The organism is Pseudomonas sp. IT-196MI5 (assembly GCF_949767415.1).
Lineage (GTDB): Bacteria > Pseudomonadota > Gammaproteobacteria > Pseudomonadales > Pseudomonadaceae > Aquipseudomonas.
Genome location: NZ_CATKPZ010000004.1, coordinates 1 through 15,469, shown reverse-complemented (window position 1 = coordinate 15,469; position 15,469 = coordinate 1). Strand labels below are relative to the sequence as shown.

The window sequence follows — 15,469 nt, the reverse complement described above, 5'->3', positions numbered from 1 at the left end:
TGACCCACCGCTATCGCGAGCAAGCTCGCTCCCACAGGGTTAGCGGTGATCTCCAGGTTTTTGGGTTTCCTGGACGGTGACCGTTGCAGTAGTCCCCGCTCTGAGGTTTTTCCTACCGGCATAGTCAGCATCGATCTCGATCCGCACCGGGACCCGCTGCGCCAGTTTGATCCAGGTGTAACTGGGGTTGATATTCGCCAGCAAGCGACCGCCCGGCAGGTTTTCCCGGTCGGCGATGGCGAAGGCAATGCTCTGCACTTTGCCGCCGAACGTCTCGCCACTCATCAACTCGATCCTGACCCGGGCGCCCTCCCCGATCCGCGGCAACTTGGTTTCTTCAAAGTAACCGCTGACATAGAACGAGTCGCTGTCCACCAACGCCAGCAATGGACCGCCGGCCGAGGCGTAGTCGCCCTCCCGAGTCAGCAGATTGGTAACATAGCCGGTCACCGGGGAGACGACGTGGGTACGCTGCAAATCGAGCTCGGACTGGGTCAAGGCCGCAATCGCCAGTTGCACGTTAGCCTGGGCCAACACCAGGTTGGCCTGATTACGCAGCAAGTCAGCCTGGGCCACCGACACATCGGTGCTGGCTTTTTCCCACTCTTCGCCGGAAATCGCCGAACGATCCTTGAGCGTGCGCCGCCGGTGCTCTTCGCTCTGCCGTTGTTTGAGCAACGCTTCGCTGGCGGTAATGGTCGCCTGGGCCTGCCCGAGCGAGGCTTTCGCCACCTCAACGGCGCGTTTGGCATGCTCCACCGCCAGGATGTAACGCGAAGGATCGATCTCCAGCAGCGCCTGGCCTTTGTTCACATGCTGGTTGTCCTGCACGGCCAGGCTGACGATTCGCCCCGAAACGTCGGCGGATAAGGTCACCACATCGGCACGCACCCGGGCATCCCGGGTCCAGGGGGCGCGGGTGTAATGCTCCCAGGCGAACCAGCCCAGGATAACGGCCAGCAGTACCACCGCCAGCGTCGTGAGTCGGGAAAGGATGTTCTTCAAGGCATCAGGCCCCCATCGCCAGGATCAACGTGGCGCAGACGCAGACGTATAGCGCGCCTTCGAACAACGCTTCGTGCCAGACAAACTGCAGCACACCCAGGCGCCGCAACGTCCAGTCCAGCAGCAGAAAAATCGGCACGCCCAGCAGCAGCGCCTGAGCAATCGGGGGCAGGTACGCACCTCCCACTTCCAGATCAATGGGCAAGGACAGGGTCTCCTTCAAGGCCTGCGGGTTGAAAGTAACCGCGATAGCGCTCGACGAACGACACCACGATCAACAGCGCCACGCGCATACGGAACACCGACCACAAGTGCTCATGAACATCGGTATGCAGGGCATCCAGCTCGTCGCCCAGGGTGTGGAGGCTATCGAGCACCTGCGCCACTTCGACCCCGGGCCGACCGGCGACCAGCCGCCCCGTTTCCCGGACTGTCGAAAACAGGCGACTTTGCAGATCCGGATTCAGCAGAGCGTTGTTCTGCCCCTGCTGCCTGAGCTGATTCAAGGCGATACCCAGCGCCATGCAGGCCAGGCTGACCTGGAACCGCTCACGCGATCGTGGCTCCCGGGTCGCCGGCAGCAGCCCCAGCATCATGGTCAGGCGATCGACCATACGGCTCTCGAACGCAAACTGCTGCTCATCGGTCGCCGAGGTTTTCAGCAAGGCGTACACCTGTTCGCAGCTCTCTTTGTGGAGCCGGCGCATGCGCAAATCCGGCATGAACGGAAAGATCAACGCATACACACTCAACGCCAGCACGGTCGCGCAGGTATAAGCCCCGGCAAACTCGAACCACTGGCTCGCGGTGTTCTGGCCAATCCCCACGTTCAACGGGCCGAGCAACAGAAAAGTCGTCAGCCCCAGGCCAATGCCGGTACCTGTAGTGGCGGGACTGGCCAGGCCCACCGCAACGGCGTAGAGCAAGGGCGCCAGCAACAAGGCAAGCATCTCGAAATTGCTGATCATCGGCACAAACATGAACTGAAGCAGTGCCGAGGCCACCAGCGCCAGCCCGAATCCCCGCGCATAGCTTTGCACGGCCAGCAGCGGCCGGGGAAACGTCGACATCAGCGAGCAAAGGATGCCCACCAGCACCATGCCGCCTCGGGCACCGTCCCAGCCGGTTTCGATCCAGATCAGGCCCGCGATCAATAGCGCGCTAAAGGCGCGGACGGCATTCATGGTCGCCAGGGTAAAGTCCAGGTGCAGTGGGTTTTCCCGCCCGCGAAACACGCTGCTCGCGGGTCGCCCGCTCTGGATGGCATCACTCAACTCCAGAATCTGCTCAAGTTGCTGCAGCAGGCGTGCTTGCTCCCAGCGCAACGACCAGGCCAGCGAGCGCAAGGTGGCCGGCAGCGGCTCGGTCAATTGTTCGGCCCTGTAGGCCAGCTCATCAAAGCGTTGTTGCAGCGACGTGAAATGATGGCGCTTTTCACTGGACAGCGAACGCCCCTCCCGCGCCAGTTCATCGAGAAAAGCCAGTTCTTCTGCGCGCAGCCGCTGAATTTCTTCCGGCAACTCGCCCTCCCAGCGCTCGGTCAACAACAACCGCTGGTGGCGCAAGGCGGTCAACCGCGCGGTCAATAGCACCAATTGGTTGCCCAGCAGTTGCACCAGGCCGTTGGCACTGCGTAACCGTGGCGCATCGTAGTACATGTGCCGGCGCACGCCCTCCAGGCCGCTGATTTGCCCCAACAGCTGCATTTGCCGCTGCTGGAAATCCGCTTCGCTCTCTTCGGTGCGAATGACGGCGCTGGCATGGGTGGCCAGCAACCGGGTGATTTGATCGATCCTGGCGAAATAGTCCCGTGCCACGGCTTCGGGCCTGGCGGTAAGCAGGCTGACCACGCACACGCAGGCGACTGCCAGCAAGGTTTCAGTGAGGCGGGTCACCGCCAGCAAAAAGGTGCCGTCCTGATCGGGAATCGCCAGCAATGCGATGACCACGGCGGTGTAGCCACTGAGCACGAATGCTCCGGAGCTGGTGTAGCGCAACAGCGTGCCACCGGCGGTGCACAGCGCCAGCCACAGGGCCAGGGTGGTGATGAACGGCAACGGTGCCTGCGCAAATATCGCCATGATTGCCACAGCCACGACCGCCCCCATGGTGGTACCGATAACTTGGCCAAAACTGCGTGCCAGCACCATGCCGCCCAGTGGCTGGCTGATGATGACCACGGCCATGATCGACCACTTGGGTTGGTCCAGATCGAACAAAAACGCCAGATACAGTGTCAACAAACCGGCCGCGATGGTTCGCAGGGCAAACAGCAACACCCCGGGCCCGGGGTTGAGCATGGCCTTGAAGTACTGCAACAACGCTTGCATGGGAACACTCGTCGAGACACCTCCAGCAAGCGTAGTCACTGCTACGGGGCCTCGACAGGTTTTGCTGTCGACACCGTTTGCAGGCCCATTGAATCGTCAGTGAGCGTCGTCAAGGTTTGACTCAAAGCCTGGCCTGACCGAAGCTGGCGACCTTTGCAAAAGCTCGCCAGCTTCCGGATTCCTGCATGCCCAAGTCCCGCCGCTATCTGATTATCAGCCTCTTCGCCCTGCTCGTCATCGGCCTTGCGTGGGTTCCCCTGCGCGATACCGCCCCGGTGGTTCCCGAAGCCATACAACATGGCTACAGCGAAGCACTGGCGGCAACCCGGGGTGGTCAACCCGGTGCCGCACGGGTGCTCTATCAGCAATTGAGCCGTCCGGACCTGTCCCCCAAGCGTCGTGTCTGGTTGCATGCCGAGCTGCCCAACTATCCAAGCTCGGTGGCCCTGAAACTGGCGGCTGCCGACCTGCAGAACGAGTCGCCCGAGGTCCGTATCGCGGCGATCAGGAGTATCAGCGGCCTGGTACCGAGCGGCCAGCGCAGTCTGCTGCTGGGGCCATTGCTCGATGACAGCGAGCAAAGCGTGCGGCTGGCCGCCATCAACGCGCTGCTGGGTTTGTCCCCGGATGAACTCGGCTTGTATTTCGGGCCGCTGGAGCAAGCCATCGATGCCTGGGAGCAAGTGCTCAAGAGCGAGCCGCAAAGCGCCGAAAACCAATACCAACTGGCCCGGCTGCACCTGCACAACGCCGAGCTCAAGCAAGCGCAACAGGCGCTGGACAACACCCTGCGCCTGGCACCGGACAACCTGCCGGCGCTGGTGCTGCAAATCGAAGTACTGGATAAACAAGGCCAGAACGACGCCGCCCGGCAGTTGTTGGCCAGGCAACTCCAGGCACAACCCGATTCGGCCTACCTGCAACATGCCCTGGGGCTCTGGCTGCTGCATCACGACCAAAGCGAATTCGCCCTGCTCGGCCTGTCCAAAGCCGTTGAACTCGAGCCCGATAACCGGGATTACCGCTACGACCTGGCCACCACATTGCACGGTGAGCAGGAACTGGAAGCGGCGCAGAAACAATTACAGGAAATCGTCCAGCGCCACCCGAACGACCGCAAGGCCCGGGTGCTATTGATCAATTACTGGAAGGAAAGCGGCCAACTGCAAAACGTACAGGTTCTGTTGGCCCAACTCGAACAGATGAACCCCGACGATCCTTCGTTGCAACAAGGGCTTTGACCCCGACTGACCTTTCGTTTAACCGCCGTCCCGGCCAAGGGTCAAGTGAACAGGCAACCCGTTGCGGCGGTGTGCGGCAGGTTTCTCGATCCGGGCATGCAGGTGATCACCAAGCCGTTTACCTTCGATCTGTTGGCGGCGAAGGTCTGGGAGATGATCAGCGCCTGAATGCTTAAGAAAGCATGTCCTGCATCAGTTCCTGCAACTTATCCAGATCGAACGGCTTGTCCAGGATCGGCGCCGTGCGGGTAATCGGGCTGTCGGTCTCACGGATTTCCTGGGCATAGCCGCTGATGAAAATCACCTTGAGTTCCGGTCGCAGCTTCACGGCGGGTTCGGCGATCTGCACGCCGGAGATGCCACCGGGCAGGCGGAAGTCGGTGATCATCATGTCCAGGTGCGGTTTGCTCGCGAGGATTTCAAAAGCCTGCTCGCCGTTTTCCGCCTGCAACACGCGGTAACCCTCGCCCGACAGATAAGCGGACAGCACCATCAGAATCGAGGGATCGTCCTCGACGACGAGTACTACATCTTGTGCATCTTCGCTCATGGGAAGCCTTTGCTCGGTCAATTGCTGCTGATACGACCGTGGGGTCGATCAGAGGTTGCGTTTATCTGGCTGTTTTCCTGCAGCGGCAGACAAACGCGAAACAAGGCGCCTTCGCCAATCCTGCTCTGGACCGTAATAGTACCGCCATGGGCGGCGACAATCTGTTCTGAAATAAACAATCCCAGGCCCAGTCCGGCACCGATATGTTTGGCCGATACCCGTTCGAACTGCTGGAAAATCCGCTCCTGGTCTTCTTCACTGATACCGATCCCCTGGTCCTGCACGTCCACCAGCGCCCGGCCCTCTTCACTGTAGACTTTCACCGACACCAGGCCCTTGGCCCCGTAGCGCAAGGCGTTGGTCAACAGGTTGGAAATCACCTGTTCAATACGAAATTCATCCCAATTTCCGATCACCGGTTGCTCGGCATCCAGCGTGACCGACGCCTCGGCGGCGTCGATCTGCCGGGAAAAATTCTGCAACAACTCGCTCACCAGTGCCGAAAGATCGAAGCGCGTTGGCCGAATCGACAACTTTCCGGTGCGAATGCGCGAGACATCGAGCATGTCTTCGATCAAGCGTATGAGGCTTTTGATCTGCCGCTCGTCGCGGTCGACCATGGCGTGCATCTTGTCCAGGGTGAAGGCGGCGGCGTTGTCCCGGGCCAGGTGCTTCTTGCGCAGCTGGGTTTCAAGGATCAGGCCGTTGAGCGGCGTGCGCACTTCATGGGCGACGATGGACATGAAGTCATCGCGCATGCGCACCGCCTGCTCCAGTTCCAGCTGGGTGCTTTGCAGTTGCTTGAGCAGGGTCTCCTGTTCGTGGCGACTTTGCTCAAGGGCCAGCACTTGTTCCTTCATCGCCTTGCTTTGGCGATACAGGTCGACGAACACATTGACTTTGCTCTTGACCGCGAGGATGTCCAGCGGCTTGTACAGGAAGTCCACGGCACCGCTTTCGTAGCCCTTGAACGCGTAGTTCAGTTCACGTCCGGCGGCGCTGACGAAAACGATCGGAATATTCCTGGTTTTTTCCGTGCCACGCATCAACTCGGCCAGCTCGAAGCCGTTCATGCCAGGCATTTTCACATCGAGGATGGCCATGGCGAATTCGTGCTGCAACAGCAGGGACAAGGCTTCGTCGGCACACAGCGCCTTGTACACGATGCAGTCCTCACGCTTGATCAGCGCTTCGAGCGCCAGCAGATTTTCCGGCAGATCGTCGACGATCAGCAGTTTGGCCTGGACATTACTCAGCATGCGATTGGTTCCAGCTCGGCAGGCAGACGGCCGACGCCACCGGCCCAGGCACCAATCACGATCGCTTCGATCGCCGGCAAGTTCGTTGCACTTTTCATGATTTTCGGTAAATCCGTTCCAGTTTGACCAGCGGCTCGAACTGACGGCCGAAGGCTGAGAATTCCGGGGTTTCCTTGCTGCCCAACACCAGGAAACCGCGATGGCAAAGAGACTCATGAAACAGTCCGAATGCTCGATCCTGAAGTTTTTTATTAAAGTAAATCAGTACGTTACGACATGAAATTAATTGGGTTTCTGAAAAAACGCTGTCCGTCGCAAGACTGTGATCGGCGAAGGTTACGTTCTCGCGCAGGGTCTTGTCGAAAATCGCGTACCCATAGGCCGCCGTATAGTAGTCGGCAAAAGAACACTGGCCACCGGCCTGCTGGTAATTAGCAGTGTAGGCGCGGATGTTCTCCATCGAGAAAATCCCTTGCCTGGCCTTTTCCAGCGAGCGCGGATTGATGTCAGTGGCGTAGATGATCGTGCGGTCGAGCAAGCCTTCCTCGCGCAGCACAATCGCCATCGAATACACCTCTTCACCGGTGCTGCATCCGGCGATCCAGACCTTGAGCGAAGGGTAGGTTCGCAGCAGCGGCACCACTTCTTTGCGGATGGCCAGGAAGTGCGAAGGATCGCGGAACATCTCGCTGACCGGAATGGTCAGCAATTGCAGCAATTGCATGAACGCGGCGGGGTCGCGCAGGACCTTTTCCTGCAGCGCCGAGATGGTATTGCACTCCAACTGACTCAACGCATGGTTGACCCGGCGGTTGATCGAAGCGCCGGAGTAATCGCGAAAATCGTAGCTGTACTTGAGGTAGATCGCCTCGATCAACAAGCGCAATTCGATCTCGCTGTTTCGCTCCACTGAAAAATTGCGCTCCACTAGATACGTTCCACCTTCGGTAACCACACACGAATCAGCGAAAACAGGCGATCCAGGTCGATGGGCTTGGCCAGGTAATCGTTGGCGCCGGCCTGCCGGCAGCGCTCCTGGTCGTCCTTCATGGCCTTGGCCGTCACCGCGATGATCGGCAGCTTGCCCCAGCGCGGGTCCTTGCGGATTTCAACAATGGCTTCGAAACCATCCATCCGCGGCATCATGACGTCCATCAACACCAGGTCGATGTCTTGCACCTCATTCAATCGTTCAATCGCTTCGCGGCCGTTGCGCCCAATGACCACCACTGCGCCTTTTTGCTCCAGCGCGCTGGTGAGGGCAAAAATGTTGCGCACATCGTCATCCACCAGCAGCACCTTGCGGCCCTCGAAGACCTTGTCGCGGCTGCGAGCGACCTTGAGCATCTTCTGCCGTTCTTGGGACAACCGCGATTCGACTTTGTGCAGAAAAAGCGTCACCTCATCCAGCAGCCGCTCTGGCGAGCGTGCGCCCTTGATGATGATCGAACGCGAATACTTGCGCAGTTCAGCCTCTTCATCCCGGGTCAGGTTGCGCCCGGTATAGACAATGACCGGTGGAAAGGAGCAGAGGTCTTCGGTGGACATGCGCTTGAGCAGGTCATTACCGAGCATGTCCGGCAGTTTGAGGTCAATGATCATGCAGTCGAAAACCGAGGTCCGCAGCAGGTCCAGTGCCGCCTGCGCCAGGCCAACGGCAGTGATTTCGATGTCATCGTCGCCGATCAGGCGGGCAATGCTGTCGCGCTGCAAGTCGTCGTCCTCGACCAGCAGCACGCGCTTGACCTTCTGGGTCAGTTTGGCCTCGAGTCGCGCAAAAACGTCCTTGAGTTCCTCGCGGGAGGTCGGTTTGACCGCATAGCCAATGGCGCCCATGTGCATCGCTGCTTCAACCCGGTCCTCGACCGAAATCACATGCACCGGGATGTGCCGGGTTTCGGCGTGCTCCTTCAGGCGTTGCAGCACGGTCAGGCCGGAGTGATCCGGCAGGCGCATGTCCAGCAGGATCGCGTCGGGGATGAACGTCTTGGCCAGGTCGTAGCCTTCGTCGGCGCCATGGGCCACCAGGCACTGATAACCCAGTTCATGGGCAAGGTCGTAGAGGATGTGCGCAAAATTCGCCTCATCTTCCACCACCAGCATGCAGCGGCTGGTGAACGGACCGTTGTTGCGATCGTCGTCGAACCGCGCAATGTTGACCTCGGCCAGCAGTGGCGACAGCGCGGGTGGCATTACGTTCGGCACAGCCGCCATCGTCTCGGCGCGCATCGGTTCGACAGGCCCTTCGCCCGGTTCCACGTACTGCTGCGGCAGTACCAGGGTAAACGCACTGCCCTGCCCCGGTGTGCTGCTCACGCTGATGGAGCCGCCGAGCAAGGCCGCCAGGTCACGGGAGATCGACAAGCCCAGCCCGGTGCCGCCATAACGCCGACTGGTGGTGCCATCGGCCTGACGGAACGCCTCGAAAATGCTGGCGTGCTGCTGCGCGGCAATGCCGATCCCGGAATCACGGACGCTGAACGCGATGCCGTCGTTCGGCACCGTGGCGACGGACAGGCACACGCTGCCGCTTTCAGTGAATTTCACGGCGTTGGACAGCAGGTTTTTGAGCACCTGCTCCAGGCGCTGGCGGTCGGTGAACAGCATCAGCGGCGCGCCGTCCTGCACATCCACCTGGAAATCCAACTGTTTGTCCGACGCCAACGGCTGAAACAGACCGCGCAGGCCTTCGACCAGACGCGCCACGCTGGTGTTCTGCGGATGGATTTCCAGCTTGCCGGCCTCGACCTTGGAAATATCCAGAATGTCGTTGATCAGGTTGAGCAAGTCATTGCTGGCGGAGTAGATCGATTCAGCGAATTTGACCTGCTCGGCGCTGAGGTTTTCCTCCGGGTTTTGCGCCAGAAGCCTGGCCAGGATCAATGAGCTGTTCAGCGGCGTGCGCAACTCGTGGGACATGTTGGCGAGGAATTCGGACTTGTACTGGCTCGAGCGCTGCAACTCTACGGCACGTTCTTCGAGCTGGATCCCGGCCTGATTGAGCTCGGTATTCTTCAGTTCCATGGCGTCGCGTTGCTCGGCCAGTGCTTGTGCCTGTTCGGCGAGTTGTTCGTTGGTCTGCTCCAGCTCCACCTGCTGGATTTCCAGGTGCGCCTGGGACTCCTTGAGAATCCGAGACTGTGCTTCGAGCTCTTCGTTGGCGGCCTTGAGCTCTTCCTGCTGAACCTGCAATTCTTCGTTGAGTTGCTGGGTTTCGGCCAACACCTCCTGCAAACGCTGACGATAGCGTGCAGCCTCGATCGAGGTGCCGATGTTGCCGGCAATCAGCTCAAGCAATTCAATGTCACGGTCTGTCAGTGAGTGCAGAAAGCCCAGTTCGATCACGCCATTGACCCGCTCGTCATCACTGGTTGGCACCACCAGCACACTGCGTGGCAAACCTTCGCCGAGACCGGAGCTGACTTTGAAGTAATCGACCGGCACCTCGTCCAGGCGAATCAACCGTGCCTGTTGCACCACCTGGCCGACAATGCCTTCTTCGCTGTAAATCTGCTGCTCGCGCCCTTCTTGCTCACGGGAAAACCCGTAGGTGGCGATGCGTTTTAGGCCGCCGTGGTCTTCGCGCACATAAATAGCCGCCACGGCGGTGCCAAGGTACTGCGCACAAAATTGCAGAATATTGCGTCCCAGCAGGCTCAGGCTCAACTGTCCCAGCACCTGCCCGGCGAGTTGAGTCTGACCGTTGCGCAGCCAGGCTTGCTGCTCCAGGCGATGGGCGCTGGCCTGTTGGGCAGTGAGGTTGACGCTGTAGCTTTGCGAAAGATTGAGCAAATCGCGGCGCCCGACATACGCCAGCAAGCCACTGACGCCGGCAATGAACAACAGATAGAGGCTGATACTCCAGACTGTGGTGCGCCGCACGTCTTCACTGCGAGCGGTGCGCAGTTGTTGCTCGGAGTCGATCACGTCCTCGAATTGCTTGCGAATTTCATCGGTCAGGCGTTTACCGCGTCCGGCCTTGACCACGGCGCGATAGTCACCGCTGCTGCGCTGCAGATCGATCATCGATTGCGCATAGCTGGCCCATTCCAGCTGCAAGGCCTGCAACCGCAGCACGCGGTCAGTCTGCAGCGGGTTGTCGGCGGTCAGCTCGAGCAAGGTGTTGAGGGCCACGGCAATTTGCGGTTTGGCGGTTTCGTAGGGATCGAGGAAATGTTCGTCGCCACTGAGCAGGAAACCGCGCATCCCGGTTTCCAGGTCCACGGTCAGCTTGAGCGCTTCATTGGCGTTATTGATCACCCGGTCGGTGTGTTGCACCCACTGGATCGTCGACAGTAAATAGCTGATCAGCGAAACGAAGAACACCGCACTGATGAGGCCCAGACCCAACGGCAGGCCGATGTTGCGGCTCAGGAGTTTACGAAATCGTTGCTCATCAACCGTGGACGCGGAGGGCATGGGGCAAGCCTTGTCGAACTGTCAGAGTGCAAGGAGTTTGCCCCAGAACTGGCACCTTGATCCAATTTTCTGACATGTTTTCGCACAAGGTCCTACATTCCTCTGCGCCCACGCAAAGTGGCGGGTTATCCTTGCGTGACCTGCGCCCGGTTCTTTTTTGCATCGCGTTGGGAACTTGTCGGGATCCGCCACTCACTCATGTAAGAGGCCAGTGATTTCCAGCGACCGGCAACGCCAATTTTATCGGGAATCTCACTATGTCATCTGCCAACGGCCCTACCATCCTCGTCGTCGAAGACGACGCCATCGTGCGCATGCTGATCGTCGATGTACTGATAGAACTGGAATTCAACGTGCTGGAAGCCGACGGCAGCGGACAGGCGCTGGAGACACTCAAGGACTCGACCCAACAGATTGAACTGATGATGACCGACGTGGGCCTGCCAGAGATGGATGGACGCGAACTGGCCAATGAAGCACGTGTTTTACGTCCAGCCTTGCCGATCCTGTTTGCCAGCGGTTATGCCGAAACCATCGAAGTGCCTCAAGACATGCACGTGATCGGCAAACCGTTCTCCATCGATCAGTTGCGCGACAAAGTTAACAGCATTCTCGGCCTGACCCCGCGTCCTGCTGTGGTTTAATGCGCCGCGTTTTTCATCCCTGCCCTGCATCCGCTTCAAGGAATTCCCGCCAATGATTCAGCCCCGCGCAACCAAAGTCCTGGTCATTGGTTACGTCTGGCCCGAGCCCCGCTCTTCCGCGGCCAGCGGGCATGTCATGCAAATCCTCGAGGTTTTCCTGCAACAAGGCTGGGACATCACGTTCAGCAGCCCGGCGGGCTTCGGCGAACAACGCGCAGACCTGACGGCGTTGGGCATTCGCGAAGTGCCGATCGAGCTGAACAACAGCAGTTTCGATGAGTTCATCAGCGAACTGGCGCCGGACATCGTGTTGTTCGATCAATTCATGATGGAGGAACAGTTCGGCTGGCGGGTCGAGAAGCATTGTCCCGATGCCCTGCGCGTGCTCGAAAGTTGCGACCTGCAAAGCCTCAGGCATGGCCGGCATCAACGCCTCAAGGAGCGCTTGAAAACCAGTGATGACAACAATGACTTCAGCGGCCTGTTCGCCCAGGCCTCGCGTGAAGAATTTGAACACATGGCCAACACCGATCTGGCAAAGCGCGAGATCGCCTCATTTTATCGTTGTGATTTGACGCTGATGGTTTCCGAAGTGGAAATCCAATTGCTGGTCGAGCAGTTCAGGATTCCCCGCAACTTGTTGCATTGGTGCCCATTGATGGTCGAACTTGCGGCCAATGCGCCGGTTGCGTTCGAAGACCGGGCGCACTTTTTGCATATCGGCAACTTTCGCCATGCCCCCAACTGGGATGCAGTGCTCTGGTTGAAAACCGCGATCTGGCCGCTGATTCGCGAGCAATTGCCCGGCGCTCAATTGCATATCTATGGTGCCTACACGCCACCCAAGGCGACGGCCCTGCATAATCCGGCCCAGGGTTTTCATGTAATGAACTGGGCCGAGGACGCCTTGCAAGTCATGTCGGCGGCGCGGGTCTGTATGGCGCCTCTGCGTTTTGGCGCGGGAATCAAGGGCAAGATTATCGATGCGATGCTCTGTGGCACGCCCAACGTGACGACGCCTATCGGTGCCGAGGCCATGCATGGCGAAGAGACTTGGCCCGGTGCAGTGACCCGTTCGGCACGCGAGTTCGCCGATCATGCCGTGCAACTGCACAACGACAAGCCGCGCTGGCTGCTCGCCCAGGCGCACGGGCAAACCCTGCTGGCGAGCCGCTACCAGACATCCGTTCATGGCCCGGCCTTGATCCAGCGGCTGGTCGATTGCCAACGGAATCTGGCAAACATCAGACGCGATAATTTTACCGGCAGCATGCTGCGTCATCACCAGCACAAGAGCACTCAATACATGGCGCAATGGATCGAGGTGAAGAATCGGCTTAATCAGCAATAGCGCGCCTTGCAGGAGCAGGCGCTCAGGCGGTAGTAGCATTATCCATCCGGCTGGAGGCATGATCCGGGCGGGATAACAACACAAGCGCCCTGACATGACCCGCACCGCCAGAGTCACCGATCCCTCCTATGAATTGATGGACGACCACAACGGGTTGTCCATCATCTACCGCCAGCATGGCTTTCCCTGCCCGCTGGTGCGCTGGCATTTCCACAAGGAATACGAGTTGCACCTGATCGTCGCCAGTTCCGGCAAGGTGTTCATTGGCGATTACATCGGCAACTTCTATCCGCAAACCCTGTTCCTCACCGGCCCCAACCTGCCCCACAACTGGATCAGCCAGGTGGCCGAGGACGAAGTGGTGCTCAAGCGCGACATGCTGGTCAACTTCACCGACGAGTTGTTCGACAGCGGCTATCAGGTGTTTGCCGAACTCAAGACCCTGGCGCCGCTGCTGGAGCGCGCGCAATACGGCATCGAGTTTCGCTGCAAGCACACCATCGCCCAGGCCATGGACTTGATGCAGCGCATCGCCGATACCGGCGGCATTACCCGGCTCGGGCACTTTTTCATTTTGCTGGAGTTGCTCGCCGCCACCGACGATTACCAATTGCTCTCTGGCGCCACGACGCCACAACTGGCCGACGAGCACAACATCGACCGCACCAACCGGGCGGTGGATTACATTTTTGCCCACTATGCCCGGGACTTGACGCTGGAAGAAGTCGCCGATCATCTGGGCATGAAACCGACTTATTTCAGCCGCGTATTCAAGCAGGCCACGGGACGCAATTTCATCGAATTCGTCAATCGCCTGCGCATCAGCAAGTCTTGCGAGTTGCTGGCCGATGGCGACAAACCGGTCACCGACGTGTGCTTCGAGTCGGGCTTCAACAATATTTCCAACTTCAACCGGCGCTTCCAGCAACTCAAGGGCATGACGCCGTCGCATTATCGGCGGTTGGTGGTGCAGCGGTTGACCGAGCAAAACCTGGGCTGAAGACACACCTCCAATCCCTGTGGGAGCGAGCCTGCTCGCGATGGCGGTGTGTCAGTTTGCAAAATGTCGTCTGACACGACGCATTCGCGAGCAGGCTCGCTCCCACAGGTACAGCGTTACCCCCTGAAACCTGTACGGTTTCAATACCCCTCCTTCGCTGAAAAGCCCTTCCTTGCGTCTACCGCCATAAACTTCAGTGCAAAAAAGTATCGATCAAAGTGCGATGGATGATTTGTCTCGCCCTCCATTGAAGGTTGTAATCAGCGCACATTCTTCCCTGCGCAGGAAGACACAAAAACAATAACTGTCCTTCTGTAACCCATTGGGTGCAGAAAAGGAGTGCACGATGCAACCTTCTGTAAAAGCTCTGCTTGCCCTCACCTGTATGACCCTCAGTGGTGTCAGTCTCGGCGCCCAGACCCTGACCATCGCCACCGTCAACAACAGCGACATGATCCGCATGCAAAAGCTTTCGAAAACCTTCGAGGCCGAGCATCCGGACATCAAGCTCAATTGGGTGGTGCTCGAAGAAAACGTCCTGCGCCAGCGCCTGACCACTGACATCGCCACCCAGGGCGGGCAGTTCGACGTGCTGACCATCGGCATGTACGAAGCCGCACTCTGGGGCGCCAAGGGCTGGCTGGAGCCGATGAAGGATTTGCCGGCCAGCTACGCCCTCGACGATGTGTTCCCGTCGGTGCGCGAAGGCCTGTCCGTCAAGGGCTCGCTGTATGCGCTGCCGTTCTACGCCGAAAGCTCGATCACCTACTACCGCACCGACCTGTTCAAGGACGCCGGCCTGAGCATGCCCGAGCACCCGACCTGGGAGCAGATCGGTGAGTTCGCCGCCAAACTGAACAAACCCGAGCAGGAACAATACGGCATCTGCCTGCGCGGCAAGGCCGGCTGGGGCGAGAACATGGCGCTGATCAGTACCGTCGCCAACGCCTACGGCGCTCGCTGGTTCGATGAACAGTGGCAGCCGGAATTCAACGGCCCCGAGTGGAAAAACGCGCTGAACTTCTACGTCGACACCATGAAGAAATCCGGTCCGCCGGGCGCCTCGAGCAATGGTTTCAATGAAAACCTGGCGTTGTTCAACAGCGGCAAATGCGCAATCTGGGTCGATGCCAGCGTCGCCGGCTCGTTCGTCACCGACAAGGCCCAGAGCAAGGTCACCGATCACGTCGGTTTCACCTATGCGCCGAATCAGGTCACTGACAAGGGCTCGGCCTGGCTGTACTCCTGGGCATTGGCCATTCCCACCAGTTCCAAGGCCAAGGACGCGGCGAAAACCTTCAGCGCCTGGGCCACCTCCAGGGAATACAGCGCACTGGTCGCGGAAAAAGACGGCATCGCCAACGTGCCGCCGGGCACCCGGGACTCGACCTACAGCGAGGCGTACATGAACGCGGCGCCGTTCGCCAAGGTCACGCTGGACTCACTCAAGGCCGCGGACCCGAGCAAGCCGGGCGCCAGACCTGTGCCGTACATCGGCATCCAGTTGGTGACCATTCCCGAGTTCCAGGGCATTGGTACCCAGGTCGGCAAGTCCTTCTCTGCGGCGTTGATCGGCCAGACCACGGTCGACCAGGCCCTGGCGGCGGCCCAGCAAACCACTGAACGCGAAATGAAGCGCGCGGGTTATCCCAAGTAACCCCCCTATCCAA

At 59.4% G+C, this 15,469-nt stretch carries 13 protein-coding genes; 6 read left to right on the top strand and 7 right to left on the bottom strand.

Translation table 11 applies throughout. The features are described 5' to 3' along the window. Positions 1–39: 39 nt before the first annotated feature. The 3 genes from ACM6IK_RS02640 to ACM6IK_RS02630 are packed head-to-tail and all read right to left on the bottom strand — an operon-like array spanning position 40 to position 3,335. Positions 40–1,005, bottom strand: a complete 966-nt coding sequence (locus ACM6IK_RS02640; RefSeq protein WP_414873024.1) for an HlyD family secretion protein — start codon at positions 1,003–1,005, stop codon at positions 40–42. Between the two features lie 4 nt (positions 1,006–1,009). Beyond that, on the bottom strand, positions 1,010–1,210 hold the full coding sequence (locus ACM6IK_RS02635; RefSeq protein WP_414873023.1) for a DUF1656 domain-containing protein: 201 nt from the start codon (positions 1,208–1,210) through the stop codon (positions 1,010–1,012). Beyond that, on the bottom strand, positions 1,200–3,335 hold the full coding sequence (locus ACM6IK_RS02630; protein WP_414873022.1) for an FUSC family protein: 2,136 nt from the start codon (positions 3,333–3,335) through the stop codon (positions 1,200–1,202). Before ACM6IK_RS02630 ends, ACM6IK_RS02635 begins: the two co-directional genes overlap by 11 nt. Before the next feature lie 185 nt (positions 3,336–3,520). Here ACM6IK_RS02630 and ACM6IK_RS02625 point away from each other — a divergent pair, with 185 nt between their 5' ends. Further along, entirely contained in the window at positions 3,521–4,576 is a 1,056-nt protein-coding gene (locus ACM6IK_RS02625) for a tetratricopeptide repeat protein (protein WP_414873021.1), read from the top strand. Between the two features lie 45 nt (positions 4,577–4,621). Further along, the gene (locus tag ACM6IK_RS02620) at positions 4,622–4,744 is read left to right on the top strand and encodes a hypothetical protein (protein ID WP_414873144.1); all 123 of its coding nucleotides are present in this window, start codon (positions 4,622–4,624) and stop codon (positions 4,742–4,744) included. A gap of 4 nt (positions 4,745–4,748) precedes the next feature. On the opposite strand, the gene ACM6IK_RS02615 is transcribed toward ACM6IK_RS02620, so the two are convergent. From ACM6IK_RS02615 to ACM6IK_RS02600, 4 genes are all read right to left on the bottom strand, one after another. After that, positions 4,749–5,126, bottom strand: coding sequence for a response regulator (locus ACM6IK_RS02615; protein WP_223458099.1), 378 nt, complete (start codon positions 5,124–5,126; stop codon positions 4,749–4,751). A gap of 17 nt (positions 5,127–5,143) precedes the next feature. Next, positions 5,144–6,385: an ATP-binding protein gene (locus tag ACM6IK_RS02610; RefSeq protein ID WP_414873020.1), complete on the bottom strand. Its 1,242-nt coding sequence runs from the start codon at positions 6,383–6,385 to the stop codon at positions 5,144–5,146. Positions 6,386–6,479: 94 nt separating this feature from the next. Beyond that, the gene (locus tag ACM6IK_RS02605; protein ID WP_414873019.1) at positions 6,480–7,313 is read right to left on the bottom strand and encodes a CheR family methyltransferase; all 834 of its coding nucleotides are present in this window, start codon (positions 7,311–7,313) and stop codon (positions 6,480–6,482) included. After that, on the bottom strand, positions 7,313–10,804 hold the full coding sequence (locus ACM6IK_RS02600; RefSeq protein ID WP_414873018.1) for a response regulator: 3,492 nt from the start codon (positions 10,802–10,804) through the stop codon (positions 7,313–7,315). The genes ACM6IK_RS02605 and ACM6IK_RS02600 overlap by 1 nt, the downstream gene beginning before the upstream one ends. 257 nt (positions 10,805–11,061) lie before the next feature. Here ACM6IK_RS02600 and ACM6IK_RS02595 point away from each other — a divergent pair, with 257 nt between their 5' ends. The 4 genes from ACM6IK_RS02595 (at position 11,062) to ACM6IK_RS02580 (ending at position 15,456) form a co-directional block, all read left to right on the top strand. Then, positions 11,062–11,448 (top strand): response regulator, encoded by a 387-nt coding sequence (locus tag ACM6IK_RS02595; protein ID WP_414873017.1) that lies wholly within the window; start codon positions 11,062–11,064, stop codon positions 11,446–11,448. A gap of 52 nt (positions 11,449–11,500) precedes the next feature. Beyond that, positions 11,501–12,799 carry a glycosyltransferase gene (locus ACM6IK_RS02590; protein WP_414873016.1) on the top strand — a complete coding sequence of 433 codons (1,299 nt, stop codon included), beginning with the start codon at positions 11,501–11,503 and terminating at the stop codon, positions 12,797–12,799. Positions 12,800–12,893: 94 nt separating this feature from the next. Continuing rightward, the gene (locus tag ACM6IK_RS02585; RefSeq protein ID WP_414873015.1) at positions 12,894–13,799 is read left to right on the top strand and encodes an AraC family transcriptional regulator; all 906 of its coding nucleotides are present in this window, start codon (positions 12,894–12,896) and stop codon (positions 13,797–13,799) included. A gap of 346 nt (positions 13,800–14,145) precedes the next feature. Next, positions 14,146–15,456: an ABC transporter substrate-binding protein gene (locus tag ACM6IK_RS02580; protein WP_414873014.1), complete on the top strand. Its 1,311-nt coding sequence runs from the start codon at positions 14,146–14,148 to the stop codon at positions 15,454–15,456. The last annotated feature ends 13 nt before the right edge of the window (positions 15,457–15,469 follow it).

Bases quoted from the DNA above. Each gene is read 5' to 3' on its own strand.
- ACM6IK_RS02630 (WP_414873022.1), bottom strand. From the start codon at position 3,335: ATGCAAGCGTTGTTGCAGTACTTCAAGGCCATGCTCAACCCCGGGCCC.
- ACM6IK_RS02625 (WP_414873021.1), top strand. From the start codon at position 3,521: ATGCCCAAGTCCCGCCGCTATCTGATTATCAGCCTCTTCGCCCTGCTC.
- ACM6IK_RS02615 (WP_223458099.1), bottom strand. From the start codon at position 5,126: ATGAGCGAAGATGCACAAGATGTAGTACTCGTCGTCGAGGACGATCCC.
- ACM6IK_RS02610 (WP_414873020.1), bottom strand. From the start codon at position 6,385: ATGCTGAGTAATGTCCAGGCCAAACTGCTGATCGTCGACGATCTGCCG.
- ACM6IK_RS02600 (WP_414873018.1), bottom strand. From the start codon at position 10,804: ATGCCCTCCGCGTCCACGGTTGATGAGCAACGATTTCGTAAACTCCTG.
- ACM6IK_RS02595 (WP_414873017.1), top strand. From the start codon at position 11,062: ATGTCATCTGCCAACGGCCCTACCATCCTCGTCGTCGAAGACGACGCC.
- ACM6IK_RS02590 (WP_414873016.1), top strand. From the start codon at position 11,501: ATGATTCAGCCCCGCGCAACCAAAGTCCTGGTCATTGGTTACGTCTGG.
- ACM6IK_RS02585 (WP_414873015.1), top strand. From the start codon at position 12,894: ATGACCCGCACCGCCAGAGTCACCGATCCCTCCTATGAATTGATGGAC.
- ACM6IK_RS02580 (WP_414873014.1), top strand. From the start codon at position 14,146: ATGCAACCTTCTGTAAAAGCTCTGCTTGCCCTCACCTGTATGACCCTC.